We start from the raw sequence: 19,721 nt of genomic DNA on the forward strand, positions 1-19,721 counted from the left end.
CTCCACAGCTACAACAACTATCTGTCGCCAATAGCCATGGAGCAAAAAGCGGCATAAACACCGTAACCGGTGTCCGGGATTACTTGACCAGTTCAGCTTGCTCGCGATGAGGCTGGCACATTCAACATTGATGGCGACTGACACACCGCCATCGCGAGCAAGCTCGCTCCCACAGGGAACTCAGGACCTGGCAGGGCTACATCCATCCGCTGAATGTTGCTCATCACAGGAATAAATTTCAAAAAAAGCCGGTGGCTGACTATGGTGGTGGCTGTCTTCGGATCGCCAACAAGAGAACAAAACATGAGCCAGACACCGTCGAATATTCAGCGCGCCGCCGTCATCGGCGCGGGCACCATGGGCCGTGGCATTGTCATGTGCCTGGCCAACGCCGGAGTGGCCGTGCAGTGGGTCGACAACAATCCGCAAATGCTGGAGCAAGCGCTGGCCACCGTGGCGGACACCTATGCCCACAACGTGCGCCAAGGCCGGATTGAGCAGAGCGAAGCCGATGCCCGTGTCGCGCGCGTTACGGCGGCAGATGGTTATGTGGACATCCGCGATGTCGACCTGGTCATCGAAGCGGTGTACGAAAACCTTGAGCTCAAGCAGAAAATTTTCCGCGAGCTCGATGACCTGCTCAAACCTGAGGCGATTCTGGCCAGCAATACTTCGGCGCTGGACATCGATGCCATCGCCGCAGTCACCCGCCGGCCGCAGCAAGTGCTGGGCCTGCACTTCTTCAGCCCGGCGCATATCATGAAGCTGCTGGAAATCGTCCGTGGCGCGCAGACTGCACCGGCGGTGCTCGACGCGGCACTGGCGCTCGGCCAACGCATGGGCAAGGTCAGTGTGGTGTCGGGCAATTGCGACGGTTTCATCGGCAACCGCATGCTCAATACCTATGTGCTCGAAGCGCGAAAAATGCTGCTCGAAGGCGCTTATCCCTACCAGGTGGACGCAGCGCTGCAAGCCTTCGGTTTTGCCATGGGGCCGTTCCGCATGTTCGACGTGGTGGGCGTCGACCTGCAATGGCGCGCCCGGCAACTGTCGGGTGTCGGGCAGGACGCGCCAGAGGTTCAGGTGGATAACCGACTGTGCGAGATGGGGCGCTTTGGTCAGAAGAGTGGTAATGGCTATTACCACTATGAGCCGGGCAGTCGCCAGGCCGAACATGATCCGCAGGTGGATGCGCTGGTGCTGGAAATCAGCGAAAGGTTGGGGTTCCACCGTCGCGAGATTGGCCCGGAGGAGATTCTCGAGCGCTGCTTGCTGGCACTGGTCAACGAAGGCGCGAAGATCCTTCAGGAAGGCATCGCCGGGTCGGCTCACGATATCGATCTGGTCTACCTCAACGGATACGGTTTCCCGGCGGACAAGGGCGGGCCGATGGCTTGGGCGGATCAGCAAGGGTTGGCAGACATTCACCGGCGCTTGATCGACCTTGAGACGCGTCAGGGTGATCACTGGAGTCCGGCGCGGGTGATTGGGGAGCTGGCGGCGGCTGGTAAAGGCTTCGCTGACAAGTGATTGATGCGGCGCCTGCAAGGGCGCCTTCGCGAGCAAGCCCGCTCCCACATTGGATATCGGTTGTACACAAAATCTGTGTTCACCGAAGATCAAATGTGGGAGCGGGCTTGCTCGCGAAGAACGATAACGCGGTTTTCGCCTTAGACTGGCGAACCCACTCCAGGAATCAACGCTGATGCCCCAACGCACCGACTACCCCCACTTCCAGCCCATCACCACCCGCTGGCACGACAACGACGCTTACGGTCACGTCAACAACGTTACCTACTACAGCTTCTTCGATACGGCGGTGAACACTTACCTGATCGAAGTCGGCGGCCTGGATATCCATGACGGTGAGGTGGTGGGGTTCGTGGTGAGCTCCTCCTGTGATTACTTTGCTTCCATTGCTTTCCCGGACCGCATCGAGATCGGTCTGCGGGTGGGCAAGTTGGGCAACAGCTCGGTGCAATACGAACTGGCCGTGTTCAAGCAAGGGGAAGACGAGGCCTGCGCGGCGGGGCGCTTCGTGCATGTGTTTGTCGATCGTGCGTCGAATCAACCCGTGGCGATTCCTGCAGGGTTGCGCGGGGCGCTGGAGCGTCTGGTGGTTCAGTAAGGCAAAAAAAAATCGCAGCCCATGGGCTGCGATTTTTGTTGTACTTACCAGCGAGGCGCTCGAGGCCTTAGTCGCGGTAGTACTTGTGGTGCTTCTTGCGATGGCCATAGGCATGACCGCGGCCCGGATGGCCGTCACGGTAGTAACGACGATCACCATGGCCGCGATACGAACGACGATCGTCGTCGTCATCATGATCGTACTCTTTGCCCATGTAGTTACCCAGCGCGCCACCGGCGCCGCCGCCTGCTGCAGCGCCGATCAAGCTGCCGGTGGTGCCGCCCATGCTGCGGCCGACCACGTTACCGCCTGCTGCGCCCAACGCACCGCCAAGGGCTGCTTCGCCACGGCTGTGTTTGTTTGCGCCGACGGCGCTACCACCCGCGCCACCCAGGGCCGCGCCGATGGTGGAACCTGTGCTGCCGCCTAACGACTGACCGACGACCGAGCCTAGAACCCCGCCCAATGCGCCGCCTACACCGGCTTCGGTGGTGCCGCCAGCAGATGCGATACCGCTGACCAGGCCAAGGGACAACAAGAGAATCGAGGAGAACTTCATGGAGGAACCTCAAGGGGATGACGGCGCGATCCTGAGGCTCTGGAATGGGCGTGACAATCGAAATCCGACGAATAACACGACTTGTATACAATATTGCAAGTTACTGTTTTTTGGACGGAACTTAACGTTTTTTTGCCGGTCTTTTACTACTTCGCAAAGGCCGTTTTCATGAGGAAACGGCCTTTTTTGTGGGCGATTGGAAAGTGCTGGATCCGGAGTTTTTGGTCATTGGTCTGGCCTCATCGCGAGCAAGCTCGCTCCCACAGGGATTTCAGTCGAACGCAGATTATGTGAACAGCAGAAAAAAACTGTGGGAGCGAGCTTGCTCGCGATGGGGCCAGTTCAGACAACGTATTACGCCGACCTGGCCATGATCAACCCGGTCTCACTCGCCGCTTCCAACCGGATCGCCACAAATTTGGATGTCGGCGTATGGCTGTCATCGCCGGTGCTTTCCAGCGGCACCAACGGGTTCACTTCCGGATAGTAGGCCGCCGCTTGCCCGGCCGGGATATCAAACGCCAGCAGCGTGAAACCTTTTACCCGACGTTCAACGCCATCGTCCCAGAGCGAAACGATGTCCGCCTTTTGCCCCGGCTTGAAGCCCAGGCGAATGAGGTCGGCTTCGTTGACGAACAACACATCCCGCTGACCCTTCACACCGCGATAACGGTCGTTGAGGCCATAGATAGTGGTGTTGTACTGATCGTGGGAACGCATCGACTGCATGATCAGGTCCGGCAGTACCCCGGTGGCGCGGGTGCGTTCGTGCACCAGGTCTTTGGGCAGCGCGTTCGAGCGGAAATTGGCCCGGCCCGAAGCGGTGTTCCACTTGCGTGCGCCGGCACTGTTGCCCAGGTAGAAACCGCCAGGGTTCTTGATCTTCTCGTTGAAGTCCTTGAAGCCGGGAATGGTCTCGGCGATCAGGTCGCGGATGCGGCTGTAGTCGGCCACCAGCCAGTTCCAGTCCACCGGGTGGCTGCCCAGGGTCGCGGCGGCGATGCCGGCCAGGATCGCCGGTTCCGAGCGCATCTGGTTCGACAGCGCCTGCAGCTGGCCATTGGAGGCGTGGACCATGCTGAACGAGTCTTCGACGGTTATCGCTTGCGGGCCTTGGGTCTGGATATCGATGTCGGTGCGGCCCAGGCACGGCAGGATCAGCGCGTCCTTGCCGTGGGTCAAATGGCTGCGGTTGAGCTTGGTGCTGATCTGCACGGTCAGGTCGCAGTTTTGCAGGGCCTGGAACGTGCGCGCGCTGTCCGGCGTGGCCTGAGCGAAGTTGCCGCCCAGGCCGATGAAGACTTTAGCCCGGCCTTCAGCCATCGCATGAATCGCTTCGACCACGTTGTGGCCGTTGCCGCGTGGCACCTTGAACTGGAAGCGACGCTCCAGGGCATCGAGGAACGCGACAGGAGGGCGTTCGTTGATGCCCATGGTCCGGTCACCCTGCACGTTGCTGTGGCCACGGACCGGGCACAGGCCTGCACCCGGCCGGCCGATGTTGCCGCGCAGCAGCATCAGGTTGGCGATTTCCTGGATGGTCGCCACCGAATGACGATGCTGGGTGATGCCCATGGCCCAGCACATGATGACGTTCTTGCCCTTGACGTACATGCGCGCCGCTTGCTCGATTTCTACCAGGCTCAGGCCGGACTGCTTGACGATCTGCTCCCACGGGGTGTCGTCGATGACGGCCAGGTAATCCAGCACGTTGACGCTGTGCTCGTTGAGGAAGTCGTGGTCGAACACCGCCGGGTCGCCGGTTTTCTGCGCGTCGCGCTCCCACAGCAGGAGGAATTTCGCCATGCCGCGCATGATCGCCATGTCGCCGCCCAGGGCCGGGCGGAAGAACGCAGTGTTGGTCGGCTCGGAGCCGTTTATCAGCATTTCGATCGGGTGCTGTGGATGCTGGAAGCGCTCCAGGCCCCGCTCCTTGAGCGGGTTGATGCACACCACTTGAGCGCCGCGTTTCACCGCTTCGCGCAGTGGTTCGAGCATCCGTGGGTGGTTGGTGCCGGGGTTCTGACCCCAGACGAAAATTGCATCGGCGTGTTCGAAGTCGTCGAAGGTCACGGTGCCTTTGCCGACCCCGACGCTTTGCGACAACGCGACACCGCTGGCCTCGTGGCACATGTTCGAGCAGTCGGGGAAGTTGTTGGTGCCGTAGGCGCGCACGAAAAGCTGATAGAGGTACGCCGCTTCGTTACTCGCCCGGCCCGAGGTGTAGAACTCGGCCTGATCGGGGCTCGACAGGCCGTTCAGATGCCTGGCGATCAGGGCGAATGCGTCGTCCCAACTGATCGGCTTGTAGCGATCAGTCTCGGCGTCGTAGCTCATCGGCTCGGTCAGGCGGCCTTGGTATTCGAGCCAATAGTCACTTTGTTCCAGCAGCGAAGTGACGCTGTGTTTGGCGAAGAATTTGGCATCGACACGGCGTTTGGTCGCTTCCCAGTTCACCGCCTTGGCGCCGTTCTCGCAGAACATCACCATGCCCTTTTCCGGAGAATCGCCCCAGGCGCAACCCGGGCAGTCGAAGCCGCCGTTCTGGTTGGTCTTGAGCATGATGCGCAGGTTCTTCAGCGCGTTGTCGCTGGTCAACCAGGCCTGGGCCACGCTGATCAGTGCCCCCCAGCCACCGGCCGGGCCTTTGTAGGGCTTGAAGCGAGGGACGGGTTTCTGGTCGGCTTGACGGTGTTGACTCACGCTTGATTCTCCAACGTTGGGCTGTAGACCCGCGGCGCATTCTTCTGTGGCAGATGGATGAGATTGAGGTTGTGGCGACGGGCCCATTGCACGGCAAGGCCCGTGGGCGACGACAGGCTGACCAGGGTCTGGATGCCGGCGCGCAATACTTTCTGGATCAATTCGAGGCTGCAGCGGCTGGTGACAATCGCCAGCCCGCCAGCGGTGGGGATTTTCTGGCGGATCAATCCGCCGATCAGCTTGTCGAGGGCGTTGTGCCGGCCGATGTCTTCGCGGCCCAGCAACAACTCACCTTTGTCGTTCATGAACACTGCCGCATGCACCGCACCGCAATGCTGGCCCAAGGGCTGGAAGGCGCCGATGCGCTCGCGCAGGCCATCAAGCCATTCGACCGGCGGCAACGGGGCGCCGGGCAATACCTGAAGGTCCGGCAACGCCTGCTCGACCGCTTCCACGCCACACAACCCGCAACCGCTGGTGCCTGCCAGTTGTCGGCGCTGCTGCTTGAGGTTCCAGAACGCGCGGTTGGCGATGGTCACTTGCGCGTATTGCGCCGACCCCGAGCCGCTGAGTTGCAGGTCGTAGATGTCCGTGGCGTCCTGGATGATGCCGCTGCCCAGGCTGAAGCCGACGATGAAATCTTCCAGGTCCGTGGGCGTGACCAGCATGACCGCCTGGCTGATGCCGTTGAAGGCAATCGCCAGCGCGACTTCTTCGGCCAGCGCGGTGCTGGCCGATTCGGAGTATTCGAGATTGCTATAGCTGTACGTCTGGCTTGCGGCGGGCGCGGGCGTTTCGAGGGCAGGCGCCGCGCATGCAGGGCGCTTGGTGTTCATGGCATCACCGACGGTTTGATCAGCTTTAAGACTAGGCGCGGCAACTTGTCGCGTCTAATCGCTAATACTGATCTGCCGATAGATGCCGTCGATCAACCGCCAATCAGCGATTGCTGATAGAGGGCAAAACAGGCTTCTGCCAGCGCCGAGCGCGGTGCGCTGCGACGCATGATCAACCCCAGGCGGCCAAGGGTCTGGGCGTTTTCAATCGGCTGCAGGCGCAAATGCTCGGTCAGGCCTTCGAGGCCGCCGTCCAATGGCATCACGGCGCAACACAAGCCGCCGTGCACGGCTTGTAACAGTTGGTGCACGGCATCGGTCTGCAACAACGGCTGCGGGGTCAGGCCACGGCTGTGGAAGTTATGGTCGATGGACTGGCGAAAGTGCATGCCACTGGTGAGCATGCCCAGCGGCAGTTCGATCAACGATTCCCAACTCAATGGCGCTTCGCCAAAGGTGAAGAAGCGTTGATCGTAGAGCAGACCCATGCGGGTTTCGCTGAAGGCCAGGGAGTCGAAGTGTTCGGCATCCAGGCGTTCCAGGTATGACACGCCCAGATCCAGGCGATTGTTCGCCAGTTGCTCGAGGATCTGTTCGGAACTCAGGGCCGAGAGTTCGAAGCGCAGGTTCGGGTGTTCGGCGTGCAAGCGTTGCATCAGTGGCAGCGGATCGAAGCTCGACAACGGCACTACGCCCAGGCGCAAGGTGCCGACCAGATTGCCGCGACAGGCGGCTGCCTCGGCGTACAAGCCGTCATAGGCCGCCAGTACGGTGCGCGCCCAGGCCAGCACCCGTTCGCCCGGTGCGGTGAAGCCTTCGAAGCGTTGGCCGCGATTGACCAGCGGCAGGTCGAGTTCTTCTTCGAGGCTGCGCAGGCGCATGGACAGGGTCGGCTGGGTGATGTGGCAGCGTGCGGCGGCCTGGCCGAAATGGCGGGTTTCGTCGAGCGCGATGAGGAATTTCAGCTGCTTGATGTCCATCTGCGCTCCAGGGGTTGGGAAGGTGCGGATTCTATCGCAAGCGGGGTCATTGGTCGGGTTGGATTCGTAGGTGACGACCGTGGTCTAGGCTCTGATGTCTGGAACCCGAAACCCAAGGAGAGTGCACCATGAGTCTTTTGAGCTTTGTGAAGGAAGCAGGCGAAAAATTGCTGGATTTGCTGACGCCAGGTAACGCCAATGCCAGTGAGCAGTTGAAGGAGCACATCAGCAAGGTCGGCCTGGGCAACCCGAATGTGCAGGCGACGGTCGATGGCGACAAGGTCACGGTGACCGGTGAAGTCGCCAGTCAGGAAGAGAAGGAAAAGATCCTGCTTGCGGTGGGCAACATCGCCGGGGTGGGCAGCGTGGATGATCAGATCACCGTGACCGGACCGGTAGTGAAGGCGGCAGTGTTTGTCACCGTGGTGAAGGGCGATACCCTCAGCGCGATTTCCAAGCGCGTGTACGGCGATGCCAACAAGTACAACAAGATTTTCGAAGCCAACAAACCGATGCTGTCGCACCCGGACAAGATCTATCCGGGGCAGTCATTGCGGATTCCTGAGTAAGTCGTCAAACCGCGTGATGGCCATCGCGGGCAAGCCACGCTCCCACAGGATCTGAGTCGATCACGAAGGTTGCGAACGACGCAGATCCTGTGGGAGCGAGCTTGCTCGCGATAGCAGGCAACTCGGTCTAGAGCCCTGCAATCAAATCCCGATAATCCCCAACCGCCGCGAACTCCGCCGTATCCTTCGGTCCCTTGCGGCTATCCGGCTCTCGCACTGCCAGCAAATGCGCCACGCCAAAGTCCCGTGCGCTGCGCAGGATCGGCAAGGTGTCGTCAATAAACAGGCTGCGCGCCGGATCGAAATCGATATCGGCTTGCAGCGCATCCCAGAACTGCGGATTTTCCTTGGGGAAACCGTAGTCGTGGGAGCTGATCAAACGCTCGAAGTAGGGCGCCAGTTCGATTTTTTCCAGCTTCAACGACAGCGCATCCCGATGAGCATTGGTGATCAGCACCACGCGCTTGCCGGCCCGTTTGATCGCCGCCAGAAAGGTGTCGGCATCCGGGCGCAGGGCTATCAGATGCGCGGTTTCCAGTTTCAGGTCGCGCACCGACAGTTTCAGTTCGGCGCTCCAGAAGTCCAGGCAGTACCACTGCAACTGGCCGGCATTGCGCTCGAACAACGGCTGCAATTCCATCTCGGCCATGGCCCGGCTGACCCCGTGCAGTTCGGCGTAGCGCTGGGGCAGGTGCTCCATCCAGAAGTGGTTGTCGAAATGCAGGTCCAGCAGCGTGCCGTCCATGTCCAGCAGAACGGTATCGATGTCGGACCAGGGTAATGAAGGCATGGCAACGTCTCGGGCAGTAGAAAGATTTCTGGCGTAAACAATCGGGAAAGCCGCGTTATAGTAGCGCGTTCACGCCAAGGAGCTTTGCATGCGCCAGAAACCCACCATACTCGCCCGCGAAATTGTCGCCACCAGTCGATTGTTCTGCGTGGAAGAGCTGAAGCTGCGCTTTTCCAATGGCGTGGAGCGCACGTATGAACGCCTGGTCGGCAAGGGTGCCGGGTACGGCGCGGTGATGATCGTGGCGATGCTCGATGCCGAGCATGCGGTGCTGGTCGAGGAGTATTGCGGCGGCACGGATGAATATGAAATGTCATTGCCCAAGGGTTTGATCGAGCCGGGCGAAGACGTGCTGGCGGCGGCCGAACGCGAGCTCAAGGAAGAGGCCGGTTTTGGCGCGCGGCAACTGGAGCACCTGACCGAGTTGTCGCTGTCCCCCGGCTACATGAGCCAGAAGATCCAAGTAGTGCTGGCTACCGACCTCTACGAAGAGCGTCTGGAAGGCGACGAGCCAGAGCCGATGCGGGTGGACAGGGTCAATCTGCGTGAGCTCTCGGCGCTGGCGCAAAACCCGCAATTTACCGAAGGCCGCGCCTTGGCGGCGCTGTACCTGGCCCGAGACCTGTTGACTCAGCGCGGAGCGTTCCAGCCATGAATTTCCCGCATCCGTTGATGGCGCCGGTCATTGAGCTGGCCTTGCAGGCCGGTGAGGCGATCCTGCCGTTCTGGCGCACAGGCACGGCCGTCACGGCGAAGGCTGATGACTCGCCGGTGACCGCTGCCGACCTGGCTGCACACCACTTGATTCTGGCCGGGTTGACGGCGCTTGATCCGAGCATCCCGGTGCTTTCCGAGGAAGACGCCAATATTCCCCAAGACGTGCGGGCCGGATGGCAGCGCTGGTGGCTGGTCGATCCGCTGGATGGCACCAAGGAGTTCATCAGCGGCAGCGAAGAGTTCACCGTCAACATCGCCCTGATCGAAAACGGTCGGGTGGTGTTCGGTGTGGTGTCGATGCCGACCAACGGGCGTTTTTACGTCGGTGGTGCGGGACTCGGCGCCTGGCGTGGCGATAAAGGTGGCACGCCCGTGGCGATCAAGGTGCGTGATGCGTTAGCGCCCGGCGAGTCGTTCACCGTGGTGGCCAGCCGTCGTCATTCGAGTCCGGAGCAAGAGCGATTGCTGGCCGGGTTGAGCGCCAGCCTTGGCGAGCTGCAACTGGCCAATATCGGCAGTTCGCTGAAGTTTTGCCTGCTGGCCGAAGGGGCGGCGGATTGCTATCCGCGCCTGGCACCGACTTCCCAGTGGGACACGGCGGCGGCGCAAGGTGTGTTGGAAGGTGCGGGCGGGGAAGTGCTGGAATTGAGCGGCGAGCCGTTCAGCTATCCGGCGCGGGCGTCGCTGTTGAATGCGTTCTTCCTGGCATTGCCGGCGAAGGCGGCCTGGCGGGAGAAACTGCTGGAATTGGCACGGTCCTGAGCTCACCTTTACTTTGTGGCGAGGGGGCTTGCCCCCGTTCGACTGCACAGCAGTCGCCAATCAGGCAAAGAGATTTAGCTGAAAATGCGCAATGGTCGGGTTTGGGGCCGCTGCGCAGCCCAACGGGGGCAAGCCCCCTCGCCACAAGTGTTGTGTCAACCGGTTCATCGGTGCAGCACGTACTGTCCGACAAACCTCACCGCATCTTCATCACGACCTTCGTTGACCACCCGTGTATGCAGCGTCAACCGAGCTCGGCTGTATCGCTGGAAGGTGGTCAGGAATTTCTTCCAGATCACCGGGTCCGGCGCCTGACAAATGGCGTTGGCATCCCCCGTCACCGGCAGCGGATAGCTGATCTGCCCTTCCTGAATCACGATGTGCCCGTCGGTAATGCCTTCTTCCTTGAGGCGCAAATGCAGCCAGCCCCAACCGGCCAGGACCGCGCCGCAATACAGGCTGCCGCCGAACATGGTGCTCTTGTGGTTGACGTTGGCTTCCAGCGGCAAGTGCAGACGCAGTTGCTGGTCATGCCAGTCGAGCACTTTGAGGCCCATGTCCCTGGTGAGGGGAATGTCGTGATGGAGAATGGATTCCAGTTGTCGACTGTCGCGGCTCATTCAGGGGCCTCTTGCTTGAAGTGGATGATTGGACGGTAGCTCAATCGAGATCGTCAGGGTGGGCCGAGGCGCCACTGTCGGCGAAACTCAGACCGTGCTTGCGCAGTTTGTCGTGCAGGGTCTTGCGCGGAATGCCGAGGGCTTCGGCGACGCTGCGCACGGAGCTGTGCGAACGTGCCAGTTCGGCGGCGATGAGTGTTTTTTCGAAGTTCTCCACTTGCTCGCTCAAACCGCCGTCGACGACTTCGACCCTGTTGCCAGCGCTGCCTTCCGGCGTACTGTTGTCGAGGGCCAGTTCCAGCCCGAGGGCAAAACGTTCGGCCGCATTTTGCAGCTCGCGCACGTTGCCGGGCCAGGTGTGGCGCAGCAGCAAGGCACGTTGCCCCGGTTGCAGTTCATGGGGCGGCAAGCCGTGGCGGGCACTGGCTTCATCGGCAAAATACTGGAACAGCATCAGCGCATCTTCGCCCCGTTCGCGCAGCGGTGGAATCCGCAGCGGCGCAACGTTCAGGCGGTAATACAGGTCGGCACGGAAACGCCCTTGATCCGCTGCCTGGCGCAGGTCTTCCTTGGTGGCGGCGATGATGCGGATGTCCAGCGGGATCAGTTGATTGCCGCCCAGGCGTTCGACCACCCGCTCTTGCAGCAAACGCAGCAATTTGACCTGCACATCCAGGCTCATGCTTTCGATTTCATCGAGGAACAGCGTGCCGCCATTGGCGAATTCGAACTTGCCGATGCGGCGTTTCTGCGCGCCGGTGAAGGCGCCGGGCTCGTGGCCGAACAACTCGCTTTCGACCACTGATTCGGCCAGTGCACCGGCGTTGATCGCCACGAACGGACCGTTGCGACGGCTGGATAAATCGTGCAGCGCCCGGGCCACGACTTCTTTGCCGGCGCCGGTTTCGCCGAGGATCAGCACGTCGGCCCTGGTTGCCGCCAGGGCACCGATCTGCTCGCGCAGGCGCAGCATCGAAGGTGAGTGGCCAACCAGCCGCGTGCTTAGCTCGTTGCGGTCGCTCAAGGCCAATCGCAGGCTGCGGTTGTCCAGCACCAGCTGGCGCAGGGCCAATGCGCGGCGCACGCTTTCGAGCAGGGCGTCGCTGGCGAAGGGTTTCTCCAGAAAGTCATAGGCTCCGGCGCGCATGGCCTGCACCGCCAGCGGCACATCGCCATGGCCGGTGATCAACAGCACCGGTAGCTCAGGGTCCTGGGCGTGCAGTTCGCTCAACAGCTCAAGACCGTCCATGCCGGGCATGCGGATGTCACTGACCACCACCCCTGGCCAATCACGTTCAAGTTGCGCGGCCAGGCCCTTGGCTTCGGCCAGCGGCAGGATTTTCAGGCCGGCCAGATCCAGCGTCTGGCTCAAGGCCTGGCGCAAATGAGGGTCGTCGTCGATCAACACGACCTGAATGCGGTTGTCGATGGTCATGCACTTCGGTCCTCGGACGGTTGCAGGCTCACGCCCGGTGCGCCTGCGCGCAGCTTCAGGGTAATCAGGGCGCCGCCCTCCTTGTGGTTGGCGAACGACAGTTCACCGCCGAAGGCGCGCATCAGGGTTTCGCAAATCGCCAGCCCCAAACCGAGGCCCTGAGTGCGGGTCTTGGTGGTGTAGAACGGCTCGCTGGCGCGCCCGAGGGCTTCCATGCAAAAGCCGGGGCCGTTGTCGCGAATGTACAGGTTGACGCCATCGGCCGTGGATTGGGCACTGAGCCAGAGTTTACGTGGCGGGCCTTTTTCCGTCAGGGCATCCAGGGCGTTGGCCAGCAGATTGCCGAGTACCTGGCGCAGGCGGGTTTCCCCGGCTTCGACCCACAGGGTGGCGGCGGGCAAGTCGCGGATCAGCTCGACTTCCATGCTGCGTCGACGCTTGGCCAGCAAGGCCAGGGCATCGTCCAGCGCCGGTTGCAGGGCGACGCTTTCCGGGGCATGCCGGTCGCGCCGGGCAAAGGCGCGCAGGTGGGCGATGATCGAGGCCATGCGACCGGTCAATTCGCTGATCAGCTTGAGGTTGCCACGGGCATCGTCGGTGCGCTGGTGATCGAGCAACACTTCGGCGTTTTCCGCGTAGCTGCGAATCGCTGCCAGCGGCTGATTGAGTTCGTGGCTGATGCTCGCCGACATGGTGCCCAGTGCCGACAATTTACCGGCCTGCACCAGATCATCCTGGGCGCGTACCAGTTCCTGCTGGGCCTGTTCGCGTTCCAGCACTTCCTGTTTCAGGCGCCGGTTCAGGCCTTCGAGATCGCTGGTGCGCTCGGCAACCCGGCCTTCCAGTTCGCGGCGGGCCTTGGCTTCGAAAGCAATGCGCTCGAGGTAGTGGCGGCGGCGCTGCATCATCAGGCCAAGCAGCAGCATCAACACCAGCAGCGCTGCGCCACCGATGGCCACCACCGTACGTACCGGGCGGTCGATCAAGGTGCGCGGGGCGAGGATGCTGACGTCCCAGCCGGTTTCGGCGATCTGCTGGGTCTGGGTCAGCCAGGCGTCCGGGTTGAGCTTCAGCGGTTTTGGATCGCGGGTTGGATAGGGCTGGATCGCAGTGATGGCCTTGCTTTCGTCCTCGCTCAACGGGCGGGTCGAGCGGAATCGCCACTCCGGTCGCGAGGTGAGAATGACGACGCCGTTGTGGTCGGTCAGCAGCAGTTGTTCCGGGGTTTTGCCCCACAGGCTTTCGGTGTGGTCGAGGTCGACCTTGACCACCAGCACACCCACGATTTTTTCACCGTCGCGCACGCCAGCGGCGAAGAAATAACCGCGCTTGGCCGAGGTCGTGCCCAGGCCGAAAAAGCGCCCGAGCCGCCCGGCCATGGCTTCGCTGAAATACGGCCGGAAGGAAAAATTGCGCCCGACGAAACTGTCGTGTTTGTCCCAGTTGGAGGCGGCCAGGGTCTTGCCGGTGGTGTCCATCAGGTACATGACTTCGGCACCGGTCTGGGCGGCGATGTTTTTCAGCAGGCGGTTGGCGTTGCCTTGGGTGACGCCATCGTCCGGTGCGCCGAGCACGGCGCGCAGGGCCGGCAGGTCGCCGAGGATCTGCGGCAACACTTCATAGCGATGCAGGGTACCCAGCAGGTTGGCGACGTAGAGGTCGAGGGTCTGACGATTCTGACTGGCCAGCTCGCTGCGGTAGTAACGCTCGGCGAGATGTTCCAGCGGCCACAGCAGCGGCGCCAGGCACAGTGCCAGCAGGGCCAGGCTGCGCCAACGGGGTCTGGGAGGGAGGGTCGGTTTCATGAGCAGCATGCGCCTGTGGGTACAGGCGCATTATGCCTAGGCTTGCGAGCGCAGTCTGCGCACTGTAGGCCAGGTGCGTTTTTGCGCTGAATCTTGCGCCGGGTTTCAGGCGAAGACTTCGGCATCCTTGAGGAATGCAGCGGCCTGGTCCTTTGCCGACAGCTGCGGCGTGCCTTCCAGTTGCCAATCAATAGCCAGGTCCGGGTCATCCCAGCGAATGCTGCGCTCGGCGGAGGGCGTGTAGTAGTCGGTGGTTTTGTAAAGGAACTCGGCAAACTCGCTCAAGACCACGAACCCGTGGGCGAAACCTTCCGGAACCCAGAGTTGGCGATGATTGTCGGCAGACAGGCGCACAGCGACCCATTTACCGAAGTGCGGTGAGCTGCGACGGATGTCTACGGCGACGTCCAGCACTTCACCGACCGTGACGCGAACCAGTTTTCCCTGGGTATTTTCCAGTTGGTAATGCAGACCGCGCAGCACGCCCTTCTGCGAACGGGAGTGGTTGTCTTGAACGAATTCAGTGTCCAGTCCGGTGGCCTCTTTGAAAGCCCTGGCGTTGAAGCTCTCATAGAAGAAACCACGTTCGTCACCAAAGACCTTGGGTTCGAGGATCAGAACACCGGGCAGGTCGGTGGTCACTACATTCATGGCGGCTCTCCAGCATCGTGCGTTTAATGGCCGCCATTCTTGCGCAAAGCGCCGACCGGGGCGAGTGCTCAAGTAAAAATCTACCGGCCTGTTCCAGCCCCTGCAAATGACCATTACCGGTTCCGGGGGGGTTGCGTATCGCCCGAACCAGTGGCGATATAGGCGCCTAATAAAATTTCAGGGGTTGTTGTATGCCGCTCGCCACGTTGATTCATCGCGCCAGTTTGCCCAGCCCGCAGGTGTCTGCGGAGCAAGCGCTAGAGCTGCTGGAAGAATATTACGGGTTCAGTGGCAGGTTGCAGGCCCTTGGCAGCCAGCAAGACCTGAACTACCGCGTCGACAGCCAGCGGGGACGTTTCGTCCTGAAAATCTGCCGTGGCGACTACTCGGTACTGGAGCTTCAGGCACAACATGCCGGGCTCAAGCATCTGGGGGAGCACCCCGATGTACAGGTGCCGCGTGTTATCGCGGCGAAAAACGGTGCAGACCTGCTGTCGCTGGACGTGGGTGGCCAGGCGGTGCACGTTCGCTTGCTCGACTACATCGAAGGCCAGCCACTGACGAGCCTGGGCCATTTCAACCCGACGGTGGTGTCAGGCTTCGGCCGCCTGTGCGGTGAAATGGACTTGGCCCTGGCGGATTTCGACCATCCGGGGCTGGTGCGAACCCTGCAATGGGACGCCCGCCATGCCCACGCCTTGATCGCGCATTTGCTGCCGGTGATCAAGGATGAAGCCCAGCGCAAACTGATCGTCGAAGCGTCCGGGCAAGCCGAGCGGCATTTGCAGCCACTGCAGGACAAACTGCCGGTGCAGGCCATTCACATGGACATCACCGATGACAACGTGGTGTGGCAGCGCGATGCGCAGCGCCATTGGCAGCTGCAAGGCGTGATTGATTTCGGCGACCTGGTGCGCACCTGGCGCATTACCGATCTGTCGGTGACCTGTGCCGCTTTGCTGCATCATGGCGAGGGCGATCCGTTCTGCATTTTGCCGGCAATCCAGGCGTATCACGCGGTCAACCCGTTGCAACACGAAGAGCTGCTGGCGTTGTGGCCGCTGATCGTCGCCCGCGCGGCGGTGTTGGTGCTCAGCGGCGAACAGCAGGTCAGCATCGATCCGGGCAATGCCTACAGCCGCGACAACCTTGTCCATGAATGGGAAATATTCCGTGTGGCCACGTCGGTGCCGTTGGCGCTGATGGAAGCAGCGATCCTCACCGCCGTCGGCCAGAACCTGCCCACCATCGGCAGCGAAGGCTTCGCGCCGCTGTTACCGAGTCTGGTCGGGCGTGAGTTCGCCTTGATCGACCTCGGTGTGCTCAGCCCGCATTTCGAGGCCGGGAACTGGGAGCAGGAGGGTGTCGATCAGCGCCTGCTGGATGAAGCGGCCGCGGCACATGGCTTGGCGGCCAGTCGTTACGGGCAATACCGCCTGTCCCACACCCGCCCGGACAGTGCCGCTGAACCGGACACCTGCCCGTTGCACGTCGAGTTGCGTGTGCCTCAGGGCACGGCGGTCGAAGCGCCGTTTGCCGGGGTGGTGCACCAGTCATCGGCGGGCGTGCTGCAACTGGATGGCCCGCAACTGAGTGTGCGGCTTTGGGGTGTCACGCCGTCGCTGCACAGCGGCGCGGCCCTGGTCAAAGGTCAGGTGCTGGGTTCGGTCAGCGGGCTATTGATCGTGCAGTTGTGCCGTGGCGCGTCGATCGATGCGCCGTTGTTCTGCACGCCATCACGCGCCGCCGCCTGGCAGGCGTTGTGCCCGTCGCCTGCGGCGCTGCTGGGGCTGGCCTGTGATGCCGAAGCCGAACTCGACGGAGCGACCTTGCTGGCCCGGCGCGATGCCAGCTTCGCCCGCACACAAAAACACTATTACGTTGATCCACCGCGCATCGAACGCGGCTGGCGCAACCATTTGATCGACATGCAGGGCCGCTCCTACCTCGACATGCTCAACAACGTAGCAGTATTGGGCCACGGCCATCCACGCATGGCGGCAGTCGCCAGCCGCCAGTGGTCGTTGCTCAACACCAACTCGCGCTTCAACTACGCAGCCGTGGCCGAGTTCTCCGAACGTTTGTTGAAGCTGTCCCCTGACGGCATGGACCGGGTGTTCCTGGTCAACAGCGGCAGCGAGGCCAACGACCTGGCGATTCGCCTGGCGTGGGCCTACAGCGGCGGTCGCGACATGCTCAGCGTGCTGGAGGCCTATCACGGCTGGACGGTGGGCGCGGATTCGGTGTCGACCTCGATCGCTGACAACCCCAAGGCCTTGAGCAGCCGCCCGGACTGGGTGCACCCGGTGACCGCGCCAAACACCTATCGCGGTGAGTTCCGTGGCCCAGACAGTGCGCCGGATTATGTGCGCAGCGTCGAACACAACCTTGCGAAAATCGCCGAGCAGAAACGCCAACTGGCCGGTTTCATCTGCGAACCGGTGTACGGCAATGCCGGCGGTATCTCGCTGCCACCAGGTTATTTGAAACAAGTCTATGCCATGGTCCGGGCCAGGGGCGGTGTGTGCATCGCCGACGAAGTGCAGGTCGGCTACGGGCGCATGGGCGATTTCTTCTGGGGCTTCGAAGAGCAGGGCGTCGTGCCGGACATCATCACCATGGCCAAGGGCATGGGCAACGGCCAGCCACTGGGCGCGGTCATCACCCGCCGGGAAATCGCCGAGGCGCTGGAGGCCGAGGGTTATTTCTTCTCTTCCGCCGGCGGCAGCCCGGTCAGTTGCCAGGTCGGCATGGCCGTGCTGGATGTGATGCAAGAGGAAAAACTCTGGGAGAACGCCCAGGTCGTTGGCGGGCACTTCAAGAAACGCCTCGAAGCGTTGATCGATATTCATCCGTTAGTGGGCGCGGTGCACGGTTCCGGTTTCTACCTGGGCGTCGAGTTGATCCGCAACCGTGAAACCCTGGAGCCGGCCACCGAAGAAACCACCGCACTGTGCGATCGCTTGCGTGAGCTGGGGATCTTCATGCAACCGACCGGCGATTACCTGAACATCCTCAAGATCAAGCCGCCGATGGTCACTTCGCGCCAGAGCGTGGATTTCTTCGTGGACATGCTGTCGAAGGTGCTCGCAGAAGGGCTGTAAACACATCCCCCTGTGGGAGCGAGCTTGCTCGCGATGAGGCCATTCCAGTCACAGATTTTTCGACTGAAAGACCGCTATCGCGAGCAAGCTCGCTCCCACAGGGGGAGAATTTTAGTTCGATTGATATCGGCTTTTAATCGATTGTTTTTGTAACGGTGGATGTAAGGTGCTTTAAAAGCCGATATTTATCGGATATAAAGTCGCCACAGCCCACGGCGTTTACACATACGCTTCCATTTCTGTCAGGTATCAATGTCACTCCGGAGTCCTGAGCCATGACCACGTTGAACAGCACCCCTCGCGCCGACGGCTTCTATATGCCAGCCGAATGGGCACCTCAAACCCAGACCTGGATGATCTGGCCCGAGCGCCCGGACAACTGGCGCCTGGGTGGCAAACCGGCACAAGCCGCTCACGTGGCAGTGGCCAAGGCCATCGCCCGTTTCGAACCGGTGACCGTGGCGGTTTCCGCCGGCCAGTACGAAAACGCCCGTGCCCGTCTGGACGTACCGAATATTCGTGTGGTGGAAATGTCCAGCGACGACGCCTGGGTTCGCGACTCCGGTCCTACCTTCGTTATCAACAACAGTGGCGAAGTCCGTGGCGTGAACTGGGACTTCAATGCCTGGGGCGGTTTTGACGGCGGCCTGTATTCGCCGTGGAACCGTGACTCGCAGGTTGGTGGCAAGATCCTCGAGATCGAGCGCAGCCCCCGCTATCGCACCGAAGGCTTCGTGCTGGAAGGCGGTTCGATTCACGTCGACGGCGAAGGCACCCTGATCACCACCGAAGAATGCCTGCTCAACCGCAATCGCAACCCGCACATGAATCGAGCGGAAATCGAAGCGGTCCTGAGTGCAAACCTGGCTGTGGATAAGATCATCTGGCTGCCGGATGGCTTGTTCAACGACGAAACCGATGGCCATGTGGATAACTTCTGCTGCTACGTGCGCCCGGGTGAAGTGCTGCTGGCCTGGACCGATGATCCGCAGGACCCGAACTACCCGCGCTGTCAGGCGGCGATGAAAGCGCTGCAAAGCAGCACCGATGCCAAGGGGCGCCCGTTCACGGTGCACAAGATGCCGATCCCGGGTCCGCTGTTTGCGACCGAGGAAGAGTGTGCCGGTGTCGATCCGGTTGATGGTACGCAGGAACGTAATCCTACTGTTCGTCTGGCCGGTTCCTACGTGAACTTCCTGATCGTCAACGGCGGCATCATCGCGCCGAGCTTTGACGACCCGCAGGATGGTCCGGCAAAGGAAATCTTGCAGAACCTGTTCCCACAGCATGAAGTGGTAATGGTGCCTGGTCGCGAACTGTTACTGGGGGGCGGCAATATTCACTGTCTTACCCAGCAACAACCCGCGCCGCACAAGGAGTGAGTGAGGTCGTAACAGCTTGAGTTGATTACGAAATCCCTCAGGCTGTCGATCAGCCTCCCGCAATGCACGGAGCCCGCGGCCCTACAGGCCTGCGGGCTTTTTTGTATCTGCCAGGCCACACTTCAGAAACCTTGGCACAGCTCTTGTATCTCCGCTGTTGTAACTCGGGGGAGGGAGGACTTCTATGTTCTGTCATAAACCTTGGATAAGTTAGCCGCTCACAAACCGGGAGAGAGCGCTGAAATGAACGCCGAAGTGAACGTAGTGAGCGACAAGGCGTTGCATCCCCTGGCAGTAAATAGCGAATCGCTCCAGATCCTGGCGCACTGGTTCAAGTCCAATGGAATGCGTCAGATCAGCGATACTGATCCGCGCCGGACAATGATCGAGCGTTACCCTGCTGGTTTATTCAGCGAAGCGGAACTGGATGCGTTGTGGGATGTGATGGAAGGATAAGAAGAACAACAACGGATTGAACAAAAAAAGCGCTGCCGGGATGGCAGCGTTTTTTTTTGCGCGCAGATTCATGCAATCACCGCGATCCCCTGTGGGAGCGAGCTTGCTCGCGATGGCGCCCGACCAGTCAGCATTTATATTGACTGACCCACCGCTATCGCGAGCAAGCTCGCTCCCACAAGGGAATGGTGTGAACCAGTGTTATTGGTTCACACCGGGATAAA

At 61.2% G+C, this 19,721-nt stretch carries 17 protein-coding genes; 8 read left to right on the plus strand and 9 right to left on the minus strand.

The window, feature by feature from the left end:
• Positions 1-303: 303 nt before the first annotated feature.
• Together ABIE16_RS20115 and ABIE16_RS20120 are read left to right on the plus strand one after the other, a co-directional pair.
• The gene (locus ABIE16_RS20115; protein WP_429521790.1) at positions 304-1,530 is read left to right on the plus strand and encodes a 3-hydroxyacyl-CoA dehydrogenase NAD-binding domain-containing protein; all 1,227 of its coding nucleotides are present in this window, start codon (positions 304-306) and stop codon (positions 1,528-1,530) included.
• A 175-nt stretch (positions 1,531-1,705) separates the two neighbouring features.
• The gene (locus tag ABIE16_RS20120) at positions 1,706-2,128 is read left to right on the plus strand and encodes an acyl-CoA thioesterase (RefSeq protein ID WP_007972849.1); all 423 of its coding nucleotides are present in this window, start codon (positions 1,706-1,708) and stop codon (positions 2,126-2,128) included.
• A 67-nt stretch (positions 2,129-2,195) separates the two neighbouring features.
• On the opposite strand, the gene ABIE16_RS20125 is transcribed toward ABIE16_RS20120, so the two are convergent.
• The 4 genes from ABIE16_RS20125 to ABIE16_RS20140 all read right to left on the minus strand — a co-directional run bounded on the left by ABIE16_RS20125 (position 2,196) and on the right by ABIE16_RS20140 (position 7,206).
• Complete coding sequence (locus tag ABIE16_RS20125) at positions 2,196-2,687, minus strand: glycine zipper domain-containing protein (protein ID WP_057712453.1); 492 nt, start codon at positions 2,685-2,687, stop codon at positions 2,196-2,198.
• Between the two features lie 354 nt (positions 2,688-3,041).
• Positions 3,042-5,390, minus strand: a complete 2,349-nt coding sequence (locus tag ABIE16_RS20130; RefSeq protein ID WP_429521791.1) for an FdhF/YdeP family oxidoreductase — start codon at positions 5,388-5,390, stop codon at positions 3,042-3,044.
• On the minus strand, positions 5,387-6,226 hold the full coding sequence (gene fdhD / locus ABIE16_RS20135) for a formate dehydrogenase accessory sulfurtransferase FdhD (protein WP_223465543.1): 840 nt from the start codon (positions 6,224-6,226) through the stop codon (positions 5,387-5,389). The genes ABIE16_RS20130 and fdhD overlap by 4 nt, the downstream gene beginning before the upstream one ends.
• A 92-nt stretch (positions 6,227-6,318) precedes the next feature.
• The gene (locus ABIE16_RS20140) at positions 6,319-7,206 is read right to left on the minus strand and encodes a LysR family transcriptional regulator (RefSeq protein ID WP_057712450.1); all 888 of its coding nucleotides are present in this window, start codon (positions 7,204-7,206) and stop codon (positions 6,319-6,321) included.
• A gap of 128 nt (positions 7,207-7,334) precedes the next feature.
• Here ABIE16_RS20140 and lysM point away from each other — a divergent pair, with 128 nt between their 5' ends.
• Complete coding sequence (gene lysM, locus ABIE16_RS20145; RefSeq protein WP_007972838.1) at positions 7,335-7,775, plus strand: peptidoglycan-binding protein LysM; 441 nt, start codon at positions 7,335-7,337, stop codon at positions 7,773-7,775.
• Between the two features lie 127 nt (positions 7,776-7,902).
• Here the strand turns inward: lysM and yrfG are convergent, their stop codons facing one another.
• Positions 7,903-8,565, minus strand: coding sequence for a GMP/IMP nucleotidase (gene yrfG / locus ABIE16_RS20150; RefSeq protein ID WP_150755608.1), 663 nt, complete (start codon positions 8,563-8,565; stop codon positions 7,903-7,905).
• Positions 8,566-8,653: 88 nt separating this feature from the next.
• Here yrfG and nudE point away from each other — a divergent pair, with 88 nt between their 5' ends.
• The gene (gene nudE / locus ABIE16_RS20155) at positions 8,654-9,220 is read left to right on the plus strand and encodes an ADP compounds hydrolase NudE (protein ID WP_090452543.1); all 567 of its coding nucleotides are present in this window, start codon (positions 8,654-8,656) and stop codon (positions 9,218-9,220) included.
• A complete protein-coding gene (gene cysQ / locus ABIE16_RS20160) occupies positions 9,217-10,044 on the plus strand; it encodes a 3'(2'),5'-bisphosphate nucleotidase CysQ (RefSeq protein ID WP_057712446.1) in 828 nt (275 codons plus the stop codon). Before nudE ends, cysQ begins: the two co-directional genes overlap by 4 nt.
• 164 nt (positions 10,045-10,208) lie before the next feature.
• On the opposite strand, the gene ABIE16_RS20165 is transcribed toward cysQ, so the two are convergent.
• The 4 genes from ABIE16_RS20165 to rfbC all read right to left on the minus strand — a co-directional run bounded on the left by ABIE16_RS20165 (position 10,209) and on the right by rfbC (position 14,555).
• On the minus strand, positions 10,209-10,664 hold the full coding sequence (locus ABIE16_RS20165; protein ID WP_218495330.1) for a YiiD C-terminal domain-containing protein: 456 nt from the start codon (positions 10,662-10,664) through the stop codon (positions 10,209-10,211).
• Positions 10,665-10,704: 40 nt separating this feature from the next.
• Positions 10,705-12,099 carry a sigma-54-dependent transcriptional regulator gene (locus tag ABIE16_RS20170; protein ID WP_349734766.1) on the minus strand — a complete coding sequence of 465 codons (1,395 nt, stop codon included), beginning with the start codon at positions 12,097-12,099 and terminating at the stop codon, positions 10,705-10,707.
• The gene (locus ABIE16_RS20175; RefSeq protein ID WP_090457724.1) at positions 12,096-13,904 is read right to left on the minus strand and encodes a sensor histidine kinase; all 1,809 of its coding nucleotides are present in this window, start codon (positions 13,902-13,904) and stop codon (positions 12,096-12,098) included. Before ABIE16_RS20175 ends, ABIE16_RS20170 begins: the two co-directional genes overlap by 4 nt.
• 105 nt (positions 13,905-14,009) lie before the next feature.
• On the minus strand, positions 14,010-14,555 hold the full coding sequence (rfbC, locus tag ABIE16_RS20180; RefSeq protein ID WP_429521792.1) for a dTDP-4-dehydrorhamnose 3,5-epimerase: 546 nt from the start codon (positions 14,553-14,555) through the stop codon (positions 14,010-14,012).
• Between the two features lie 191 nt (positions 14,556-14,746).
• Between rfbC and ABIE16_RS20185 the strand changes: the two genes are divergently transcribed.
• The 3 genes from ABIE16_RS20185 (at position 14,747) to ABIE16_RS20195 (ending at position 19,497) form a co-directional block, all read left to right on the plus strand.
• Positions 14,747-17,659 carry an aminotransferase gene (locus ABIE16_RS20185; RefSeq protein WP_429521793.1) on the plus strand — a complete coding sequence of 971 codons (2,913 nt, stop codon included), beginning with the start codon at positions 14,747-14,749 and terminating at the stop codon, positions 17,657-17,659.
• Between the two features lie 275 nt (positions 17,660-17,934).
• Positions 17,935-19,041, plus strand: a complete 1,107-nt coding sequence (aguA, locus tag ABIE16_RS20190) for an agmatine deiminase (RefSeq protein WP_057712442.1) — start codon at positions 17,935-17,937, stop codon at positions 19,039-19,041.
• Positions 19,042-19,284: 243 nt separating this feature from the next.
• Positions 19,285-19,497: a hypothetical protein gene (locus tag ABIE16_RS20195; RefSeq protein WP_057712441.1), complete on the plus strand. Its 213-nt coding sequence runs from the start codon at positions 19,285-19,287 to the stop codon at positions 19,495-19,497.
• Positions 19,498-19,721 lie beyond the last annotated feature (224 nt).

The sequence above is a fragment of the Pseudomonas sp. 2725 genome (assembly GCF_050434585.1).
GTDB classification, from domain to species: Bacteria; Pseudomonadota; Gammaproteobacteria; order Pseudomonadales; family Pseudomonadaceae; genus Aquipseudomonas; species Aquipseudomonas jessenii.